This is a genomic window from Mesorhizobium jarvisii, from assembly GCF_003601985.1.
Classification (GTDB): domain Bacteria; phylum Pseudomonadota; class Alphaproteobacteria; order Rhizobiales; family Rhizobiaceae; genus Mesorhizobium; species Mesorhizobium jarvisii.
Genome location: NZ_QZXA01000001.1, coordinates 558,539 through 576,020, shown reverse-complemented (window position 1 = coordinate 576,020; position 17,482 = coordinate 558,539). Strand labels below are relative to the sequence as shown.

The 17,482-nt window shown below is 61.7% G+C and carries 16 protein-coding genes and 1 pseudogene; 12 read left to right on the top strand and 5 right to left on the bottom strand.

Features of this window, described 5'->3' with window-relative positions; translation table 11 throughout:
- Positions 1-35: 35 nt before the first annotated feature.
- Together D3242_RS02810 and D3242_RS02805 are read left to right on the top strand one after the other, a co-directional pair.
- Positions 36-2,456 (top strand): GcvT family protein, encoded by a 2,421-nt coding sequence (locus D3242_RS02810; protein WP_064983416.1) that lies wholly within the window; start codon positions 36-38, stop codon positions 2,454-2,456.
- 115 nt (positions 2,457-2,571) lie between these two features.
- Complete coding sequence (locus tag D3242_RS02805; protein ID WP_064983414.1) at positions 2,572-3,474, top strand: SMP-30/gluconolactonase/LRE family protein; 903 nt, start codon at positions 2,572-2,574, stop codon at positions 3,472-3,474.
- Between the two features lie 90 nt (positions 3,475-3,564).
- Here D3242_RS02805 and D3242_RS02800 read toward each other — a convergent pair whose 3' ends face one another.
- Complete coding sequence (locus D3242_RS02800) at positions 3,565-4,470, bottom strand: allantoinase PuuE (protein ID WP_019856653.1); 906 nt, start codon at positions 4,468-4,470, stop codon at positions 3,565-3,567.
- Between the two features lie 47 nt (positions 4,471-4,517).
- Complete coding sequence (locus tag D3242_RS02795) at positions 4,518-5,585, bottom strand: pyridoxal phosphate-dependent aminotransferase (RefSeq protein WP_064983412.1); 1,068 nt, start codon at positions 5,583-5,585, stop codon at positions 4,518-4,520.
- A gap of 386 nt (positions 5,586-5,971) precedes the next feature.
- Here D3242_RS02795 and D3242_RS02790 point away from each other — a divergent pair.
- Together D3242_RS02790 and D3242_RS02785 are read left to right on the top strand one after the other, a co-directional pair.
- Positions 5,972-6,225 (top strand): annotated as a pseudogene (locus D3242_RS02790) (3-keto-5-aminohexanoate cleavage protein); the annotation flags it as partial.
- A 432-nt stretch (positions 6,226-6,657) separates the two neighbouring features.
- Complete coding sequence (locus D3242_RS02785; protein ID WP_223217776.1) at positions 6,658-6,993, top strand: hypothetical protein; 336 nt, start codon at positions 6,658-6,660, stop codon at positions 6,991-6,993.
- A gap of 706 nt (positions 6,994-7,699) precedes the next feature.
- Here the strand turns inward: D3242_RS02785 and D3242_RS34345 are convergent.
- The 3 genes from D3242_RS34345 to D3242_RS02770 all read right to left on the bottom strand — a co-directional run bounded on the left by D3242_RS34345 (position 7,700) and on the right by D3242_RS02770 (position 9,429).
- Positions 7,700-7,948 carry a hypothetical protein gene (locus tag D3242_RS34345; protein WP_317452342.1) on the bottom strand — a complete coding sequence of 83 codons (249 nt, stop codon included), beginning with the start codon at positions 7,946-7,948 and terminating at the stop codon, positions 7,700-7,702.
- Between the two features lie 17 nt (positions 7,949-7,965).
- Entirely contained in the window at positions 7,966-8,136 is a 171-nt protein-coding gene (locus D3242_RS34340) for a LysR family transcriptional regulator (RefSeq protein ID WP_317452341.1), read from the bottom strand.
- Positions 8,137-8,286: 150 nt separating this feature from the next.
- Complete coding sequence (locus D3242_RS02770; RefSeq protein ID WP_027046557.1) at positions 8,287-9,429, bottom strand: mandelate racemase/muconate lactonizing enzyme family protein; 1,143 nt, start codon at positions 9,427-9,429, stop codon at positions 8,287-8,289.
- Positions 9,430-9,562: 133 nt separating this feature from the next.
- On the opposite strand from D3242_RS02770, the gene D3242_RS02765 reads away from it, so the two are divergent.
- The 8 genes from D3242_RS02765 to fghA all read left to right on the top strand — a co-directional run bounded on the left by D3242_RS02765 (position 9,563) and on the right by fghA (position 17,466).
- Positions 9,563-10,198: a GntR family transcriptional regulator gene (locus D3242_RS02765; RefSeq protein ID WP_223217775.1), complete on the top strand. Its 636-nt coding sequence runs from the start codon at positions 9,563-9,565 to the stop codon at positions 10,196-10,198.
- A gap of 126 nt (positions 10,199-10,324) precedes the next feature.
- Positions 10,325-11,563: an ABC transporter substrate-binding protein gene (locus D3242_RS02760; protein WP_064983407.1), complete on the top strand. Its 1,239-nt coding sequence runs from the start codon at positions 10,325-10,327 to the stop codon at positions 11,561-11,563.
- A gap of 107 nt (positions 11,564-11,670) precedes the next feature.
- Positions 11,671-12,573, top strand: a complete 903-nt coding sequence (locus tag D3242_RS02755; protein ID WP_223217774.1) for a carbohydrate ABC transporter permease — start codon at positions 11,671-11,673, stop codon at positions 12,571-12,573.
- Complete coding sequence (locus D3242_RS02750; protein ID WP_064983405.1) at positions 12,566-13,411, top strand: carbohydrate ABC transporter permease; 846 nt, start codon at positions 12,566-12,568, stop codon at positions 13,409-13,411. Before D3242_RS02755 ends, D3242_RS02750 begins: the two co-directional genes overlap by 8 nt.
- 10 nt (positions 13,412-13,421) lie before the next feature.
- Positions 13,422-14,501: an ABC transporter ATP-binding protein gene (locus D3242_RS02745; RefSeq protein ID WP_064983403.1), complete on the top strand. Its 1,080-nt coding sequence runs from the start codon at positions 13,422-13,424 to the stop codon at positions 14,499-14,501.
- A gap of 223 nt (positions 14,502-14,724) precedes the next feature.
- Positions 14,725-16,341: a GMC family oxidoreductase gene (locus D3242_RS02740; RefSeq protein ID WP_064983402.1), complete on the top strand. Its 1,617-nt coding sequence runs from the start codon at positions 14,725-14,727 to the stop codon at positions 16,339-16,341.
- Positions 16,342-16,361: 20 nt separating this feature from the next.
- Positions 16,362-16,487 (top strand): hypothetical protein, encoded by a 126-nt coding sequence (locus D3242_RS34240; RefSeq protein ID WP_019856667.1) that lies wholly within the window; start codon positions 16,362-16,364, stop codon positions 16,485-16,487.
- Positions 16,488-16,593: 106 nt separating this feature from the next.
- On the top strand, positions 16,594-17,466 hold the full coding sequence (gene fghA / locus D3242_RS02735; RefSeq protein WP_064983401.1) for an S-formylglutathione hydrolase: 873 nt from the start codon (positions 16,594-16,596) through the stop codon (positions 17,464-17,466).
- The last annotated feature ends 16 nt before the right edge of the window (positions 17,467-17,482 follow it).

The window sequence follows — 17,482 nt, the reverse complement described above, 5'->3', positions numbered from 1 at the left end:
CGCCAAGATAAAGTCGCCGAACAAAGGGAAGAAACATGCGTACTCATGCACAAGCCGTCGTCATCGGCGGTGGTCTGATCGGCTGCTCGATCCTCTATCACCTTGCCAAGTTCGGCTGGACGGATGTCGTCCTTCTGGAGCGCAGCGAACTGACCTCCGGCTCGACCTGGCACGCGGCGGCCAACATTCACGGCCTGCATGATTCCACCAACATCAGCCGCCTCCAGCACTACACCATGGCGCTCTACAAGGAACTGGAAGCCGAGACCGGCCAGGGCTGCGGCATCTTCCAGCCGGGCTCGCTCTACCTCGCCCAGACCGAAGCGCGCGAGCACCAGCTAAGGCTGCAGGAAGCCAAGGCGCGGCGCTACAAGATGAATTTCTACGAAGTCGCGCGTGACGAGGCGGAGCGCCTGCACCCGCTGGTGGATTTCGACGGCATACGCTGCATCATGTACGAGCCGGAAGGCGGCAATGTCGATCCGTCCGGCGTCACCGCTGCATACGCCGCCGGCGCGCGCCAGCGCGGCGCCGAGATCCATCGCTTCACGCCGGTCACCGCCACTGAGGCGCAATCCGACGGCAGCTGGATCGTGCGCACGCCGAAGGGCGACATCCACACGCAATGGGTGGTCAATGCCGCCGGCCTGTGGGGCAGGGAGGTCGCCGCGATGGCTGGCCTGCAGCTGCCGCTGATCCCGACAGAGCACCAGTATTTCGTCACCGAGACCATCCCGGAAATCGCCGCCATGGGCCGCCGCTTGCCTTCGGTCGCCGATCGCGACGGCGAGTACTATCTGCGCCAGGAAGGGCTGGGACTGCTCATCGGCGCCTACGAGCGCAAGATGAAGTTCTGGGCCGAGGACGGAACGCCACTGGATTTCGGCCACGAACTGTTTCCCGACGATCTCGACCGTATCGAAGAGAACATGCTGCGCGCGATCGCGCGCGTCCCGGCGGTCGGCACTGCCGGCGTCAAAAAGGTGATCAACGGACCCATGATTTGGTCGCCGGACAGCGCTGTCCTGTTCGGACCGGTGCCCGAACTCAACAATTATTTCTGCTGCAACGGCATCATTCCCGGCTTCTCGCAGTCGGGCGGCATGGGCAAGCTGGCAGCCGAGTGGATGATCGAGGGTGAGCCTTCGCTCGACATGTTCGCCTGGGACATGGCGCGCTTCGGTCAGTGGGCCGGGAAGTCCTTCACCAAGGCCCGCGTCGAGGATCAGTATAGCCATCGCTTCAAGATCCATTTCCCCAACGAGGAACGCACCGCCGGACGGCCCGTGCGAACCCGGCCTGCCTACGACAGGCAAAAAACGATGAACGCTGTTTTCGGCCTCAATTTCGGCTGGGAGCACCCGCTGTGGTTCGCCGCCGAGGGCGAGCCGCGCGAGGAGACGATTGGCTTCACCCGGCAGAACTGGTGGGGACCGGTGGGTCGCGAGGCGCGCATGCTGCGCGAACGCGCTGGCATCATCGACATCTCCAACTTCGCCAAATACGAGGTCAAGGGTCCCGGCTCCGAGTCCTGGCTCAATGCGCTGTTCGCCAACCGCATGCCGACAAGGCTAGGCCGTTCCTGCCTCACACCGCTGATCGGCAAGCGCGGCGGCATTGCCGGCGACTTCACCGTGACCAGGCTCGCGGAAGACGAATTCATGGTCATCGGTTCCGGCATGGCCGAGCGCTTCCATCAAAGGTTCTTCAAGGCCGTCCCGTTGCCGCAGGGCACGACCTTCCGCTCGCGCACCGAGGACCTTTGCGGCTTCAACGTGGCGGGACCGAGTTCGCGTGACCTGCTGCAGCGCTTGACCAATGAGGATCTGTCGAACGAGGCATTCCCCTTCATGGAGTCGCGCCGGATCACCGTCGCCGGCATCGATGTGGTGGCGCTCAGGGTGTCCTTCACCGGCGACCTTGGCTGGGAACTGCATTGCAAGGCCGCCGACCAGGTCGAGCTTTACGACGCGCTGCTCAAGGCCGGCAACGAAGTCGGGGCCGGACCGGTCGGATCGCGCGCGCTGATGTCGCTGCGCGTCGAAAAAGGTTATGGCAGCTGGAGCCGCGAATACTCGCCCGAATATTGGCCGCAGGAGGTCAAGTTCGATCGCCTTGTCAAAATGGACAAGGGCGCGTTCCTCAATCGCGATGCCTATGCCGCCATTGCCGGAAAGCCGGCACGCGACGAACTGATCATGCTGTCGATCGACGCCCGAGATGCCGACGCGACCGGAGGCGAGCCGATCTTCCTCGCCGACGGCACGCCGATTGGCCAGGTCTCCTCAGGCGCCTACGGTTATTTCGTCGAGCAGTCGCTGGCGCTCGGCTATGTCAAGGCAGGCTCCGCCAGGGCCGGCGACAAGGTCTCGGTCGCTATACTGGGAAGGCCGCATGAGGCGATCCTGCTGCCGCATCCGCCATTCGACCCCGAAGGCAAGCGGCTGCGCTCGTAGAGCCTCGGCTATCCGTTCGCCCGGTGAACCAACAGCGGAAACCGTTAGCCGGCCGGAAACGCCGGCGAAGCTGAACGAGGAAGATTTCGACCGCCTGCCAACAAAGGGGAATCGCATGATCAAACGGCATCTGCTGGGCACCATGTTTGCCCTGGCCCTCACATCCTCCGCGCATGCGGGAGACGTCAAGGTCATCAATGAAGACGCATGGTTCGCCGAAGGTCCGATCTGGTATCAGGACAAGCTCTTCTACGTCGAATATGGCCGCGGCACTGTGACCGTGTGGGACGGCAAGAAGAACGAAATATTCTGGAAGATGGACGGTTGTGGCCCTTCGGCGGTACTGCCGACGAGCACCGGCGAGTTTCTTGTCACCTGCTACGACAGCAACTCGATCGGCCGCATCTCCGCCGACGGCAAGACGCTGCCGGCCTACGACAAGGACACGGACGGCAATCCGTTCAGCGGACCGAATGACTTTGCGCCCGACAAGGATGGCGGCATCTACTTCACTGGGTCCGGCAAGGGCGGACCGCTGATCGACGCCTCGGCCTACTATATCGGCAAGGACGGCAGCGTGAGGAAGGTCGCCGGCGACCTGCACAATGCCAATGGTCTGGTCATGTCGAGCGACGGGAAAACCCTGTACCTGGTCGAGACCGAGGACAACAGGATCATCGAGTTCGACGTCCAGCCCGACCACAGCCTGTTGCACCGCCGTGTCTTCCTGCGCCTCGACGATCTGTTCCCGAACCAGCCACATATCTGGCCTGACGGTATCAAGATGGACAAGGCCGGCGAGATGTATATCGGTCAGAGCCCGCGCTCGCTCGACGCGCCAGGCAAGATCATCGTTGTCGACAAGGACGCGAAGCTGCTTCGCATGCTTTCGGTGCCGTCACCATCCATGCCGAACTTCGCCTTCGGACCGGATGAGAAGGTGCTCTACGTGATGGCGCTCGACCAGATCGATGCAGCGCCCTGGCACGGCAAGGTCTACGAGGTTCCGAACAAGTAGCGTGTTGCCGGCGGCCAGAGCAATTCCAGGAAAATTGTGAAGCGGTTTTCCGTCCGGAAGTGCGTCAAAACAATGCAGCCGGACATCGTGTCAGCCACCGAATCGATCCAGCCAATGTTGGGCAAGGTCGGAGCGGCGGCAGATCCAGATGTCTGGATTGGCCCTGACTTTGTCGAGGAAGCGGGCGAGCCCGATCATCCGGCCGGGCCGGGCCGCCAGCCTGCAGTGCAGCGAGACGGTCATCATGCGTGGCGTGCGCCCGGCTTCGGCCAGCAGCCAGTCCACCCCATCGCTGACATATTCGAAGAACTGGCTGCCTGTCTCCAGGCCGGAGCCGCGCGAGAACCGGCTGTCATTGTTGTCGAAGCTGTGCGGCACGACCAGATGCCGCTTGGCATCGACGTCGACAAAATAGGGCAGGTCGTCATTGTAGTCGTCGCAGTCGAACAGGAAACCGCCGTGCTCCACCACCAGCCGCCGCGTGTTGAGACTGGGCCGGCCGGTGTACCAGCCGAGCGGGCGAATGCCGGTCAGGCGCTGGACGGTGTCCACCGTCAGCGCGATGTGATTGCGCTCCTCGGCTTCGCTCAGCGGCGCGTAATCGATCCAGCGCCAGCCATGGCAGACGATGTCGCTGCCAAGGGTCGCGATTGCCTTGCCGGCCGCCGGATTGAGTTGCAGCGCTCGTCCGACAACGTAGAAGGTCGGAATGATGTTCTTTTCCCGAAACAGCGAGGCCAATCGCCAGACGCCGACGCGTGAGCCGTATTCGTATAGCGATTCCATGTTGCGGTTGCGCAGGCCCGGCACCGCCGGAGACACGGCAAGGTCCGACAGGATCGCCTCGGAGACACCGTCGCCTTCGCCGATGCTGTATTCGGCGCCTTCCTCATAGTTGACGACGATGTTGAGTGCCAGCTTGGCGCCGCCCGGCCACTCAGCGGCCGGAGGCTTGTCGCCATAGCCGATGAAATCACGGACGGGCAAATACGGCATTCTCAAATCTCCTCAGGATGCAGTCGCAAGACATGCAGTCGCTGGATCTATTCACCGCGCATGTCGATGAGTATGTGCAGGGCCCGGTCCATCATCTCTTGCGGACCGACCGTCGCGCGCAGACAGTCCCTGAGGCCGTAACCGCCCAAGCTGCGGACGATGATCCCGGCGCCGCGCAATGCCTTCTCTGCTGCCTCCGCGACGGCTGCGCTGGAGAAGCCAATCAGCACGAAGTTCGTTCGGCTTTCGGGAACATGGTAGCCGGCGGACCGCAGATCGTGCGCAAACTGATCGCGAATTCCGGCCGTCCGGGCCACCGTTTCGCGCATATAGGCCTGATCCGCCATGGCCGCCACGGCCATGGCGAGGCTTGACGTCGTGACCTGGTTCGAATTCTGCATTTTGCGCACTTGCGCCGCGACCGCAGGCGGAAACAATCCCCATCCGACGCGCGCGCCAGCCAGGCCATAGGCCTTGGAAAGCGTGCGCAACACGACGGTATCGCCACGCGCGACAAGTGCAAAGACAGGTTTTGGATCCTGATCGTCGAACTCGCCATAGGCTTGGTCGACAACCAGCAGTACATCCCTTGGCAAGCCGGCGCGCAAGCGCAGCAGTTCGGCGTTCGGGATTACAGTGCCGGTCGGATTTCCGGGATTGCAGACGAAGACGATCCGCGTTGCCGGCGTGAGGGTCGTGAGAATGTTGTCAACCGAAACGGCGAAATCCCGTTCAGGGGCCTTAAGATAGATCGCATCGACGCGCGCAACGGCGGAGGCCACGAAATTATAAGCGTAAGAGGTGCCCAGAACCTGGCTGCCCGGTCCCGAAAAGGCTGCGATGGTGCAGCTTATCAGATCCATCGAACCGGCACCGCACAAGGTCAAATCCGGCTCGGCACCATAGGCCTGCGCAATCGCCTTGCGTAATTCCGTCCAGTCCGGATCAGGATAGAGATGGCTGCGGGTCATCGCGTCTCTGCCGGCAGCAATCGCTCTGGGGCTGGGCGGAAAGGCGCTTTCGTTCTGTGCAAGGGTCGTCCGATCGTAGCCGCCGAAATTCGCCAGTGCGAACGCAGACATGGCCTCGATGTGGGCCGCTGCTTTCAGATGCATGATTGGTCCTTGGGAAACATGCTGGCGGTCACCTCGCGAGCTACCCCTGCCGAACGACACAAGGGCAAGCTATAATCCGCCTGCGCATGCACAAGCAAAAACTATCCGTGCAATGGCTTCGAAATTCTGGCCCTTGTTAGACAAGCTGTCACCAAGCCTGCTGGCGACCTCCTCGCTCGAAGTGTCTCTCCAAAGCGGGAACAAAGGTGATGAAACACCGCGTCGAATACCGGCCTCTCGCTGGTGCCCACACGCCGGCGCGTGGCCTTTCAGGACCAGTAGAACAATCGTCGCTTCCCGTGCAAGGAAAGGACCAGCCCGGGGCCGACCTGTCGAAGAAAGTCATCATCACCTGTGCCGTCACCGGCGGCATCCACACGCCGACCATGTCGGATGCGCTGCCTTTCACGCCGGACGACATTGCCCGCCAGTCGATCGAAGCGGCCGAGGCAGGTGCCTCGATCCTGCATCTGCACGCACGCGATCCGAAGGACGGCCGTCCAACGCCGGACCCGGCGGTGTTCATGCAGTTCCTGCCGCGCATCAAGCAGGCGACCGAGCGGTCATCAACGTCACCACCGGCGGCGGCCTCAACATGAGCGTCGAGCAGCGGCTGGCCGCTCCTCTCTTGGCCAAGCCGGCGGTTGGCCGACGCCACCACCCGTTTGGTCGTCGTGGGTCGAGCTGCATCTCCAAGCACGAAAAGTCTTTCCAGGCAGCGCACGGCGCTGCCACTAGGTGACTCTCGGCTTCGGGCATACTACACAGGCTGATTGATCTGAAACGCAGTCGTGCGCGGATGTAAAGCGCGATAAACATGACATCGGGCCGCGGTCTAGAATGACGTGGAATTAGGCGCGTCCACTGCCCAACGACGCTTGATGACGGGGAGAATTCTATGCGAAACACCATGCTGGGTTTCGTGGCAGTTGCCCTGGCTGCGTGCCAATCGCCTCCTCCAGTGCCCCACCACACCGCTCTCGAGCCTGCGTCAGAGCCTGCTACCGTCCCTCCTCAACCCGTCTTGGATCCCGGCGTGGTTCCTCCTCGCTCGGCAATCATGGATCAATCCGTGACAATCACTCCCCCTGCAAAGGGCATTCCGACAAAGTACGCCGCATTTTCGGGTATGTGGGCTGGACGATTGGAGGGGACGTATGAAGCCAAAGTCGCGGTGCAGACGATTTCTCCAAATGGCGAAGTGACGGTCACCTTTGCATGGGGGAATCTGGGCGACAACAATCCAGGAGAGGCCGCCGGCGTCGGAAAAATCATAGGCAGGACATTGAAACTTGGGCGCCTACCGAACGGCGCGGACGTCAGTCTTGTGATGCTGTCGGATGACACCCTGGCCGGAACCTATACGCTTGCCGGCCAGACCTACACGGGGATGTTCATCAGGCAATGATAAAGCAATCATCTAACTGATCGCATTGATGGTGCATCGCCTTCAGGGTTCTGACTGGTGCTGCAATTCACTGTGTGGACATTGCAGTCGTGGCGACAGGACTGGCGCAAAGCGGCCGAGCGGCCAAAGGTAGGTCAGTCGGAGATCGGCGGCGGCAAGCGGGGCAGTGGATGGATACTCCAGGAAAGACACGTAACGGTACTTTTCAGTTTCTGGCGGCGAGGACATATCGGCACCTGAAGTCGACCGAAAAGCGCGATTGACTGCGACTGATGCTGAAATCTCAGAATATCGTTCATGGCGATTTGCCCTTTAAAATCAAAAAGCGTAACTTTTTGGCGGACCATGCGTCGACTTTCGGTGCGGCAAGAAAGAGAAAACCCAGCTAGATCAATAACCTAGCTGAGTTGGAACAATCGAGTGGGGAGTAACGGATGGAAACGGCGGCGTTAGCGTAGTTTCGGTGACGACTGTCGCTATCAAAAGTGTTCTCGTGCCCGTATCTCACTTCCGCTGAAAGTCTGATCTGCGCCACGCCCCCTATGTAAAGATCTTTCAAAAAGGGAGAGGGCTACAGCGTAGAACGCGTGCACAAAAGGCGGGTCTGCTTGGCACTGCTTGTCATTCCGGCCGACTTGACCGCCAACCTTTTTTGACTCGCCGCCCCGGTCGAGCAGTGTGCACGCAAAACCCGCAGCTCGGCCGTTCAGGTCCCGATCTCGGCAACGACCGTCCCCGAAACGGGATCGGTCACGCCGAGGTCGCCGCCGAGATCCTCCAGCATGTCACGCATCGTATCCAGGAGGCCGATCATTTGCGGTCGCGCCGCCGCGAGGCTGTCCATGTCGTTCCATTCGCCGACGTTCAGAGGCGCCACGTCGCTGCTTTGCACAGCCTTGGCGAGCGACTTGGCGGAAGTCGCGGCATCATAACATTGCTGTATCAGGGGCAGCATGCGCCGGCCGAGTTCGGTCAGGTGCGAATGCTGGCGCTGGCGTCGGAGGCGTTCGCCCCCAACCCCTCTTCGAGCGTCTTGATCGCACGCGTCAATGCAGGCTGCGTGACGTTGCATTCCTCGGCCGCTCTCGTGAAACTTAACGTGCTGGACAGGGCCAGAAAGTAGCGGACCTGCTGCATCTCCATGAACTTTCGCCCCCTTAGGCGACGATTTTTGTCCCTTCAAAAAGCAGACATTGACATCAACAGCCATTGCGCCCCGGTCCAAGCCCCTCACTTTGAACCAACGACGATAGTGGGCCGACCGCCGCAGCCCTGGTCTGGGCTTCATCTTCTCTACTGCTTCACGGGAAGGCGTGGATTTTCCGGCGCGGCGCCGAGCTCCGACCGTGCCAGGCGCCTTGGCCTGATCCACTCGCCGCGCGCCTTTTCCGATAGGACCAATCCATGGCCTGGCCGATCGGGCGCGTAGGCGTAGCCGTCCCGGATTTCGATAGGCTGTTCCACCAGATGATCGAAGTTCTGAAATGAATATTCCAGCCATTCGACCTCGGGAAGCGCGGCCGCCATATGCACGCCGACCTCCAGGAACGTGTTGCCGATGCTGATCGGTATCCCGAGTTCGGCTGCCAGCCAGCCGATGCGCATGACATCCGTCACCTGGCCGTGGACATTCAGGATATCGGCCGCATGGGCTTCCAGGAGCAGCCGTTTGCCCTGGAGATCCAGATACTCGCCGCTGTTGATCTGGGTCCATGTGACGGCATGCCTGAGTGTTCTCAACCCTTCATGGTCGTGACGCAGGATTGGATCCTCGACCCACAGAAGTTCGTGGCCGGCCTCGCGGATCGCCACCAACTTCGTGAGCGCCTCCTTAGAGGTCCAGGCCTCGTTCGGATCGATCATGATTTTGGACCCGGCCGGGACACAGGCCTTCAACAGTTCCAGGCGCCTCAGGTCGCGGTCGAAATCCTGGTGGCCGACCTTGATCTTGAAAGCCGAGTAGCCAATCGAAGCCGCGTGGGAGAACAGCGAGACGAAGGCCTCATCGTCGAGGTGAAAATCGAGACCGCTGGCATAGGCTTTCACCCGGTTGCGGCGACTGCCAAGCAAGACATGAAGGGGCAGGCCAGCTTCTTTGGCCGCAAGATCCCAAAGCGCCACCTGAATCGCTTCGTGAAAGGGCAGGGAGTAAGCCCGCTGATTGCCGCCGCGCGGGCGGTGCACACGGTGGACCAGGGCGATCGCCCTGTTTCCCTTCAGGCTCGGCCAAACCTCATGTTCGAAAACGCTCTCGATCTCTTGCTGATCAGGAAGTGGATTGAAGAGCGTCTGGATGAATCCCAGCCCCACCTCGCCACTCTCGGAAACGAGCTCCAGTGCGGCGACGTTGACATCGTCGGCCCGAACCTGGCTGTCCCCGATTACCCGGTCGCGGGCGAACTGAAATCGGGTTATACGAAAATGCGAAAGGCTCATCACAAGGGCTTTCTGATCGGTTACGATATCCAACTGATCTATCAGATGGTATCTTAGTACCGGACCAATGGAGGGGCCGCAAGTGGCGGGCAAGGCAAAAACGGACTCTTCTCCCCTCGTGGCGGCCGCCCGCATGAGCGATGTCGCCTATGAAAGAATCCTTGAGGGCTTGTTCGACCGGCGCGTGCCGGCCGGGGCATTCATCTCGCAAAACGAATTGTCCGCGATCGTCGACGTGCCTGTTGCCCCGCTTCGCGACGCCCTGCGTGTTCTTGAGGCGGAAGGGATCCTGACCATCCACCCGCGCTCCGGCATCCAGTTCGTCAGGCCCGGCCTGGAGCTTACGCGTGCCACCTACCAGTTCCGCTCCATCGTCGAGCGCGCCGCGATCCGTGTCTTTGCGGAACAAGGCGATGAGGCCGTCATGAATGCCTTGGAAATCCGGCATTCCAGGCTGCTTCGGCGCGTCGAGCGCGATGGTCTCGGAACGGAACAGCTGGAGGAGATGGACGCGCTGGAGGGAGAGTTGCACGGCGCGGTCATCGCCGCGCTGCGCAATCCCCTGATCGACAGCACCTACCGGCGCATGCACAATTATCTGCGTCTGCTGCGGCTCGACAGGAAGATCACGACACCCATCATGGTCCGAACGCTCAAGGAGCACCTCGATATCCTAGAGGCTTGCGGCACAAGGAATGCCGACGCCGCCGAGGCAAAACTGCAGGCGCATTTCCAGGCGGCGATGCAGCGAAGCCTGGGTCTCGTCTGACAGGTCAATCGTGATCCGTCGCTTAGTCCAGTTGCGCGCCGGGCGGTTGCATGGCGCGGGAAAGGATGCTACCCAAACTTCAACTGATCGATCAGATTGATGATCTGATATCTTGGAGGAGATAGGATGCAGTTGAACAAGAGGCAGTTTCTCATGGGTACGGCGGCCCTGGCGATGGCAGGGCATATCGGCGGCGCCCGTGCCGCGAGTGCCATCAGTTACTGGCACCATTTCACCAGCCAGTCGGAAATGGCCAGCCTGCTGAAGATCATCGCATTGTTTCAGGCGGCCAATGCCGATGTGGCGGTGACGCAGGAGAACATCCCGAACTCTGAATATATGGCAAAGGTCTCTTCGGCCGTGCTGGCCGGTGGCCGTCCGGATACCGCCATGGTGATCGCCGAGCGTTTCGCCGATCTCACCGCGATGGAGGGGTTGATTGATCTTACCGAGCGCGTGAACGGCTGGAAGGGCAAGGCCAATTTCCCCGAAAATCGCTGGACCGGGCTTTCCAGCAACGGCGCCATCTATGCGGTTCCCGCCTTCGCCTTCGTCGATTGGATGTACTACCGTGCCGACTATTTCGAGGAAGCCGGGTTGGCCGGGCCGCCCCGGAATTTCGACGAATTCCTGAGCGCTTGCCGCAAGCTGACCGACCCGTCGAAGGGTAGATATGCCTTTGGCATGCGCGCCGGCGCCGGCGGTTTCAAATATGTTATCGATGTCATGGAGGCGTTCGGCTCGCCGATCGTCAGGGATGGGCAGCCAGCCATCGACAAGGCAGCGGCGATCGAGGCGATAACGTTCTATTCCGATCTCTTCCTGAAGGAAAAGGTCGTGCCGCCGAGCGCGCCCAACGACAGCTACCGCCAGATCATGGAGGGATTCCGCACCGGGCAGACGGCAATGGTGTGGCACCACACCGGTTCGCTGAATGAAATCTCGGCCGCGATGAAGCAGGGCAAACAATTCTCGACCGCACCCATGCCGGCGGGTCCGAAGGCGCATGTCGCTCGCGTTGCCTACGCCGGCAACGGCATCATGAAGGAAGACAATATAGAGGCCGCCTGGCGCTGGGTGAGTTTCTGGGGCGAGACCGATGCTGCCCTGGCCTTGCTCGAAGGCACGGGTTATTTCCCGGCCTCTGCCGCTGCCCTGCAAGATCCGCGGATCACCGGCAATTCAATCTATCACGCGGCGGTCGAAACGCTCGAGTTCGGACGTCTGCCGAACAATTTCGTGGGCGCGGCGGGCTGGTCCGAAAATGTCGTCAATCCCGCTTTCCAATCGGTGCTCACGGGCCAGTCGACACCGGAGCAGGCTGTGGACCGTATGATCCAGGGCCTCGAGGCCGCCCTTCGCTGATACATCCCTGCACGGCCGGCTCCGGCGTGCGGCCATGCGTTGAACGCAACGGGACGATGCATTCGCATCGCGGATCCATGACATCAAGCTCAAGCGGATATCGGCCATTGCGGGCTCTCGGCGAATTGTCCGAGACCCGCTACTGGATGTATTTGCTGCTCCTTCCCAGCCTCGTCATGATCCTGCTGGTGATCGCCTATCCGACGCTTTACGGCATGGCCATCAGTTTTCGCGAGATGCGTCTGACGCGTCCCGGTCTGGGTGGCTGGGTCGGCTTCAAACATTATGCGGCAATGTGGTCCGATCCTGTCTTCTGGATCGCCCTGAAGAACACGGTCGTCTGGGTCACCGCGGCCGTCGTGCTGGAATTGGCGCTCGGCCTTCTCGCCGCGACCGCCCTCAACAGGGATTTGCCGGGCACGAAGATCTTCGCCGTGCTGATCCTGCTTCCCTATTTCCTGCCCAACGTCGTGGCGGGTCATATGTGGGCCCTGCTGCTCGATCCGAGGCTTGGGGTCATCAACGATCTTCTCGTCCGCGCGGGCGTCCTGCACACCTACAAGGCATGGTTCGCGGATCCCAATACCGCGCTTGCGGCGACCGTCCTTGTCGAGGCGTGGCACGGATTTCCATTCTTCGCGCTGCTGTTGCTCGCGGGCCTGAAGAGCATTCCCGAAGATCTCTACAAGGCAGCCGCGGTGGACGGCGCGGGCGTCCCGGCGCAGCTCAGGCTGATCACCTTGCCGATGCTCAAGACCGTGATTGCGGCGGCGGTGATCCTGCGCGTCATCGGGCTGGTCAATTCGCCCGATCTGCTCCTCATTCTCACCGGTGGCGGACCGGGAGATGCCACGCAGGTCCTGTCGCTATACGCCTTCCAGACCGCGTACAAGGAATTCAATTTCGGCTACGCATCCGCCCTGTCGGTGGTGATGTTCGTAATCCTGATGATCTTCGCGACGGCATATATCCGCCTGTCCAGGATCACCAAGGGAGACGGCGATGATTGAAAGCAAGCGCCGCCGGCGGGTGATCGCCAACATCGCCACCTACTTGGTCCTCGCGACCCTGTCGATGTTCTGCATCGGTCCGATGATCTGGATGTTTCTGACATCGCTAAAATACGAGGCCGACATCGTCACCCAGACCATGCAGTACATACCGAGGCGCGTCACCTTCGACCATTATGTGGCGATCTGGACGCAGTCCGGCTTCCCGCGGCTGATAGCCAACAGCCTGGTCGTCACCTTCCTGACAGTGACGATCTGCGTCGCCACGGGCACGCTTGCCGCCTATGCATTTTCACGCTTCGCATTTCGCGGCCGAACGCAGCTCATGCTCGGCTATCTCGTCGTGCGCATGTTCCCCGCCGTGATGATGATCATTCCCCTTTATGTTGTCATGCGTGGCGTCGGCCTCGTCGACAGCCGTTTCGGACTTGCGCTTGCCTATACGAGTTTCCTTTTGCCGCTGTTCGTGTGGATGCTCAAAGGTTTCTTTGACTCCGCACCCAAGGAACTCGAGAGCGCGGCGCGCATCGACGGCTCGACAAGGCTTGGCGCCATGGTCCGCATCGTCATGCCGCTTGCGCGCAACGGTCTGGTGGCAAGTTCGGTGTTCATTGCCATCGCTGCCTGGAACGAGTTCTTGTTCGCCCTGATGCTGACGACAGGGCAGGGATCACGCACCTGGCCCGTGGGCCTGCAGTTGATGGTCGGCGAATTCCAGCTTCCATGGGGTGTCCTGGCGGCAGGCGGCATTCTCAGCATCCTGCCTGTCATCGTCCTCTTCGCCATCGTCCAGCGAACCATGGTTCAGGGGCTGACCGCGGGCGCCATCAAAGGTTAGGAGCATTCGCATGGCGACACTTTCCATCAAGGACGTGCGCAAGTCCTATGGCTCCGTGCAGGTCCTTCACGGGGTCGATATCGAGCTCGAGGACGGAGGCTTTCTGGTTCTGCTCGGGCCGTCGGGATGCGGCAAGTCGACCCTGCTCAACATGATTGCGGGCCTCGACGACACGTCCGGCGGCGACATCCTGATCGGCGGACGCTCGGTCGTGGATCTCGCGCCCAAGGACCGCAATATCGCGATGGTGTTCCAGTCCTATGCACTTTACCCGACCATGTCGGTGGAGCGAAATATCGGCTTCGGATTGGAAATGCGTGGCGTGGACGCCGATCAGCGCAAGCGCGCCGTCGACGACGCCGCGCGGCTGCTGCAGATTTCGCATCTGCTCGACCGACGCCCTGCCAATCTTTCGGGAGGACAGCGGCAGCGCGTTGCAATGGGGCGGGCGATCGTGCGCGACCCGGAGCTGTTCCTTTTTGACGAGCCGCTTTCCAATCTCGATGCAAAGCTTCGTGTGGAAATGCGCACGGAGATCAAGCGCCTGCACGAGCGTCTCGGCACGAGCATCGTCTATGTGACACATGATCAGATCGAGGCGATGACGCTGGCCACCAAGGTGGCGGTGATGAAGGGCGGCCATATCCAGCAGTTTGCCGATCCTCGCACCATCTATGAACGGCCCGCCAACGTGTTCGTCGCAAGTTTCATCGGATCGCCGGCGATGAACTTCCTGCCCGGGCGTCTGGTCTCGGACGCGAATGGCGTGCGTTTCGCGGCGAGCGGCGTGTCGGTCGCATTGCAGGCCGGCAAGCGGCCGGTTGATTCAGAGCGCCCTGTGATCCTGGGCATAAGGCCTGAAGAACTGAAGGTGGCCGGGCGCGATGAAGCTTCGGTCACCGGGGTGATCGATGTCGTGGAGCCTACAGGGCCTGAAACCATGGTGACGGTGCAGGTTGGCGACCAGTCGATCATCGCCCGCCTGCCGCCGAGGTTTGCAGGCCGGCGAAACGAGCCGATATTCCTTGCCGTCGATCCGGCCAGCGCCAACCTGTTCGACCCCGGCAGCGAGCAGCGCATCGATATCTAGACTAGGGGACCGACACCACGGCGCTTCTGGCGCAACGCGGTTTCGGTCATCGGCCAAAGCATAGCCGAAGCCGGCATCGGTGCCGGCGAGATCGTCGCCATCGGCTGCAGCGGCCATGGGTGGCGGTTGCCGAGGCCTACGCGGGAGGGTATCGCCTTTATGGCGAGATCAACCAGGCGATGATTCCGATGTGGGAGCGCATCGCCGCACGGCAGGCACGCACGTGAGCGAAACTTCACCATCCCCTTTCGGCGATTACGACTACGTCATCGTCGGCGCCGGCTCCGCCGGCTGCGTGCTCGCCAACCGGCTCTCGGCCGATCCGCGCAACCGGGTGCTGCTGCTCGAAGCCGGCGGCAGCGACCGCTATCACTGGGTCGATATCCCGATCGGCTACCTCTTCTGCATGGGCAATCCGCGCACCGACTGGATGATGAAGACCGAACCGGAAGCCGGTCTCAACGGACGCAGCCTCAACTATCCGCGCGGCAAGGTGCTTGGTGGCTGTTCGTCGATCAACGGCATGATCTACATGCGTGGCCAGGCAGCCGACTATGACGGCTGGCGACAGGCCGGCAATGTCGGCTGGGGTTGGGACGATGTGCTGCCGTATTTCCGCAAGTCGGAAGACTATCACGGCGGCAAGAGCGCCATGCACGGCAGCGGCGGCGAGTGGCGGGTCGAACGGCAGCGTCTGTCCTGGCCGATCCTCGACGCGTTCCGGGAAGCCGCCGAGGAACTCGGCATTCCCCGCACCGAAGATTTCAACACCGGCACCAATGAAGGCTCGGGCTATTTCGAGGTCAACCAGCGGCAAGGGGTGCGCTGGAACACATCGAAGGCATTTTTGCGCGGCATTGCGGCGCGTCAGAATCTGCGCGTGGTGACGGGGGCTGAGACGGAACGGCTCGAATTCGACGGCCGACGCGTCACCGGACTGCTCTTCCGCCAAGGCGACCGCCTGCACAAGGTCAGCGCCGGACAGACGATCCTTGCTGCCGGTGCCATCAACTCGCCGAAGATCCTCGAACTGTCGGGGGTGGGGCGCCCTGACCTGCTTTCGAGCATTGGCGTGGATGTTCGACACGCCTTGCCGGGTGTTGGCGAAAATCTGCAGGACCATCTGCAGATACGCACGGTTTTCAAGGTCGCCAATGCCGCGACGCTCAACCAGCGCTATCACAATCTGATCAGCCGCGCGGCGATGGGTGTGGAATATGCGCTCAAACGCAGCGGGCCGTTGTCGATGGCGCCGAGCCAGCTCGGCATTTTTGCCAGGAGCGATCCGCGCCTCGCAACACCTGATCTGGAATATCATGTGCAACCGCTCAGCACAGACCGTCTGGGCGAGCCGCTGCATCGCTTTCCCGCGGTCACCGTGTCGGTCTGCAATCTGCGCCCGGAAAGCCGGGGTGCCGTGCATATGGCATCGTCCGATCCGCGCGAGGCGACGAAGATCCGGCCGAACTATCTCTCCACCACGGGAGACCGCGGCGTCGCGGTCGCATCGCTGCGCCATGTGCGCAGCCTGATGAAGGCACGGGCCGTGGCACGCTTTGCGCCCGAAGAGATGCTGCCCGGTACGCAATATGACAGCGACGAAGACCTTATCCGCAAGGCCGGCGATATCGGCACGACGATTTTCCACCCGGTCGGCACCTGCAAGATGGGTTCGGACTCGATGGCGGTGGTCGACGACCGGCTACGCGTTCACGGGCTTGCCGGACTGCGCGTGGTCGATGCCTCGATCATGCCGACAATCGTCTCGGGCAACACCAACTCTCCGGTCGTCATGATCGCCGAGAAGGCAGCGGAGATGATCCTGCTGGATCCGCGCTAATAATGTCGTGGCGATGTGCGTTGTCCTCGGATGCCGAAGCCGCCGCGACCCATGGCGGCCACCGCTTGGCGCGGGAGCTGGACGAACATGATATCGGCGATGCGCTGCCGTTCCGGCGGGAAATGACGGCTCTGGCGGCGGAATAGGCCGGAGCTGCTCTCGCGACCATGGTCCAATCCATCAGGGTTGCCGCGGTCCCGGCCCATGCCGTAGACAGGCCGCCGTGAAGGACGTTGGCGGAGAAGAAACAAGATGTCGGACCGGATGAAGACCCTCTCCTCGGCCAAGTCGCATGGCGGCGTGCAGGGCGTCTATTCCCATGCTTCGGACGCCTGCTCTTGCGACATGATTTTCGCCGTCTTCGTGCCGCCGCAGGCGCGTGAAAAACCTTGCCCCGTCGTCTGGTACCTCTCCGGCCTCACCTGCACCCATGCCAATGTGATGGACAAGGGGGAATACCGGCGCAAGGCCGCGGAGCTTGGCCTGATCGTCGTCTGTCCCGATACCAGCCCGCGCGGCGCCGATATTCCCGACGAGAAGGACAATTGGCAGTTCGGCAGCGGCGCCGGCTTCTACCTCGACGCCACGCAGGCGCCCTACGCCACAAACTACCGCATGTATTCCTATGTCACCGAGGAATTGCCGGCGTTGATCGCGCAGGAGTTTCCGGCCGATATGACGCGCCAGGCGATCTTCGGCCATTCGATGGGCGGGCATGGCGCGCTGACGATCGCGCTCAAAAATCCCGAGCGCTTCAGAAGCTGCTCGGCCTTCGCGCCAATCGTGCAGCCAAGCACCGCCGGCTGGTCGCGGCCCGCCCTCGAAAAATACCTCGGCGCCGACGAGGCTTCATGGCGGGGCTACGATGCCACCTTGCTCATCGAGGATGGCCACCGTTTCCCCGAGCTTTTCGTCGATCAGGGGACGTCGGACGGCTTTCTCAAGGACGGGCTGAGGCCGTGGCTGCTGGAAGCGGCCTGCGCCAAGGCCGGCATTGCGCTGACCTTGCGCATGCAGGACGGCTACGACCATTCGTATTTCTTCATTTCGACATTCATGGACGACCATCTGAGATGGCACGCCGAAAGACTGGCTGACCCGGTTCGTGGCACCGGGTCACGCTGAAGCAACGGCATATCCC

Bases quoted from the DNA above. Each gene is read 5' to 3' on its own strand.
- D3242_RS02805 (WP_064983414.1), top strand. From the start codon at position 2,572: ATGATCAAACGGCATCTGCTGGGCACCATGTTTGCCCTGGCCCTCACA.
- D3242_RS02750 (WP_064983405.1), top strand. From the start codon at position 12,566: ATGATTGAAAGCAAGCGCCGCCGGCGGGTGATCGCCAACATCGCCACC.
- D3242_RS02765 (WP_223217775.1), top strand. From the start codon at position 9,563: ATGAGCGATGTCGCCTATGAAAGAATCCTTGAGGGCTTGTTCGACCGG.
- D3242_RS02770 (WP_027046557.1), bottom strand. From the start codon at position 9,429: ATGAGCCTTTCGCATTTTCGTATAACCCGATTTCAGTTCGCCCGCGAC.
- D3242_RS02745 (WP_064983403.1), top strand. From the start codon at position 13,422: ATGGCGACACTTTCCATCAAGGACGTGCGCAAGTCCTATGGCTCCGTG.
- D3242_RS34345 (WP_317452342.1), bottom strand. From the start codon at position 7,948: ATGCTGCCCCTGATACAGCAATGTTATGATGCCGCGACTTCCGCCAAG.
- D3242_RS34340 (WP_317452341.1), bottom strand. From the start codon at position 8,136: ATGGAGATGCAGCAGGTCCGCTACTTTCTGGCCCTGTCCAGCACGTTA.
- D3242_RS02795 (WP_064983412.1), bottom strand. From the start codon at position 5,585: ATGCATCTGAAAGCAGCGGCCCACATCGAGGCCATGTCTGCGTTCGCA.
- fghA (WP_064983401.1), top strand. From the start codon at position 16,594: ATGTCGGACCGGATGAAGACCCTCTCCTCGGCCAAGTCGCATGGCGGC.
- D3242_RS02760 (WP_064983407.1), top strand. From the start codon at position 10,325: ATGCAGTTGAACAAGAGGCAGTTTCTCATGGGTACGGCGGCCCTGGCG.
- D3242_RS02800 (WP_019856653.1), bottom strand. From the start codon at position 4,470: ATGCCGTATTTGCCCGTCCGTGATTTCATCGGCTATGGCGACAAGCCT.
- D3242_RS02810 (WP_064983416.1), top strand. From the start codon at position 36: ATGCGTACTCATGCACAAGCCGTCGTCATCGGCGGTGGTCTGATCGGC.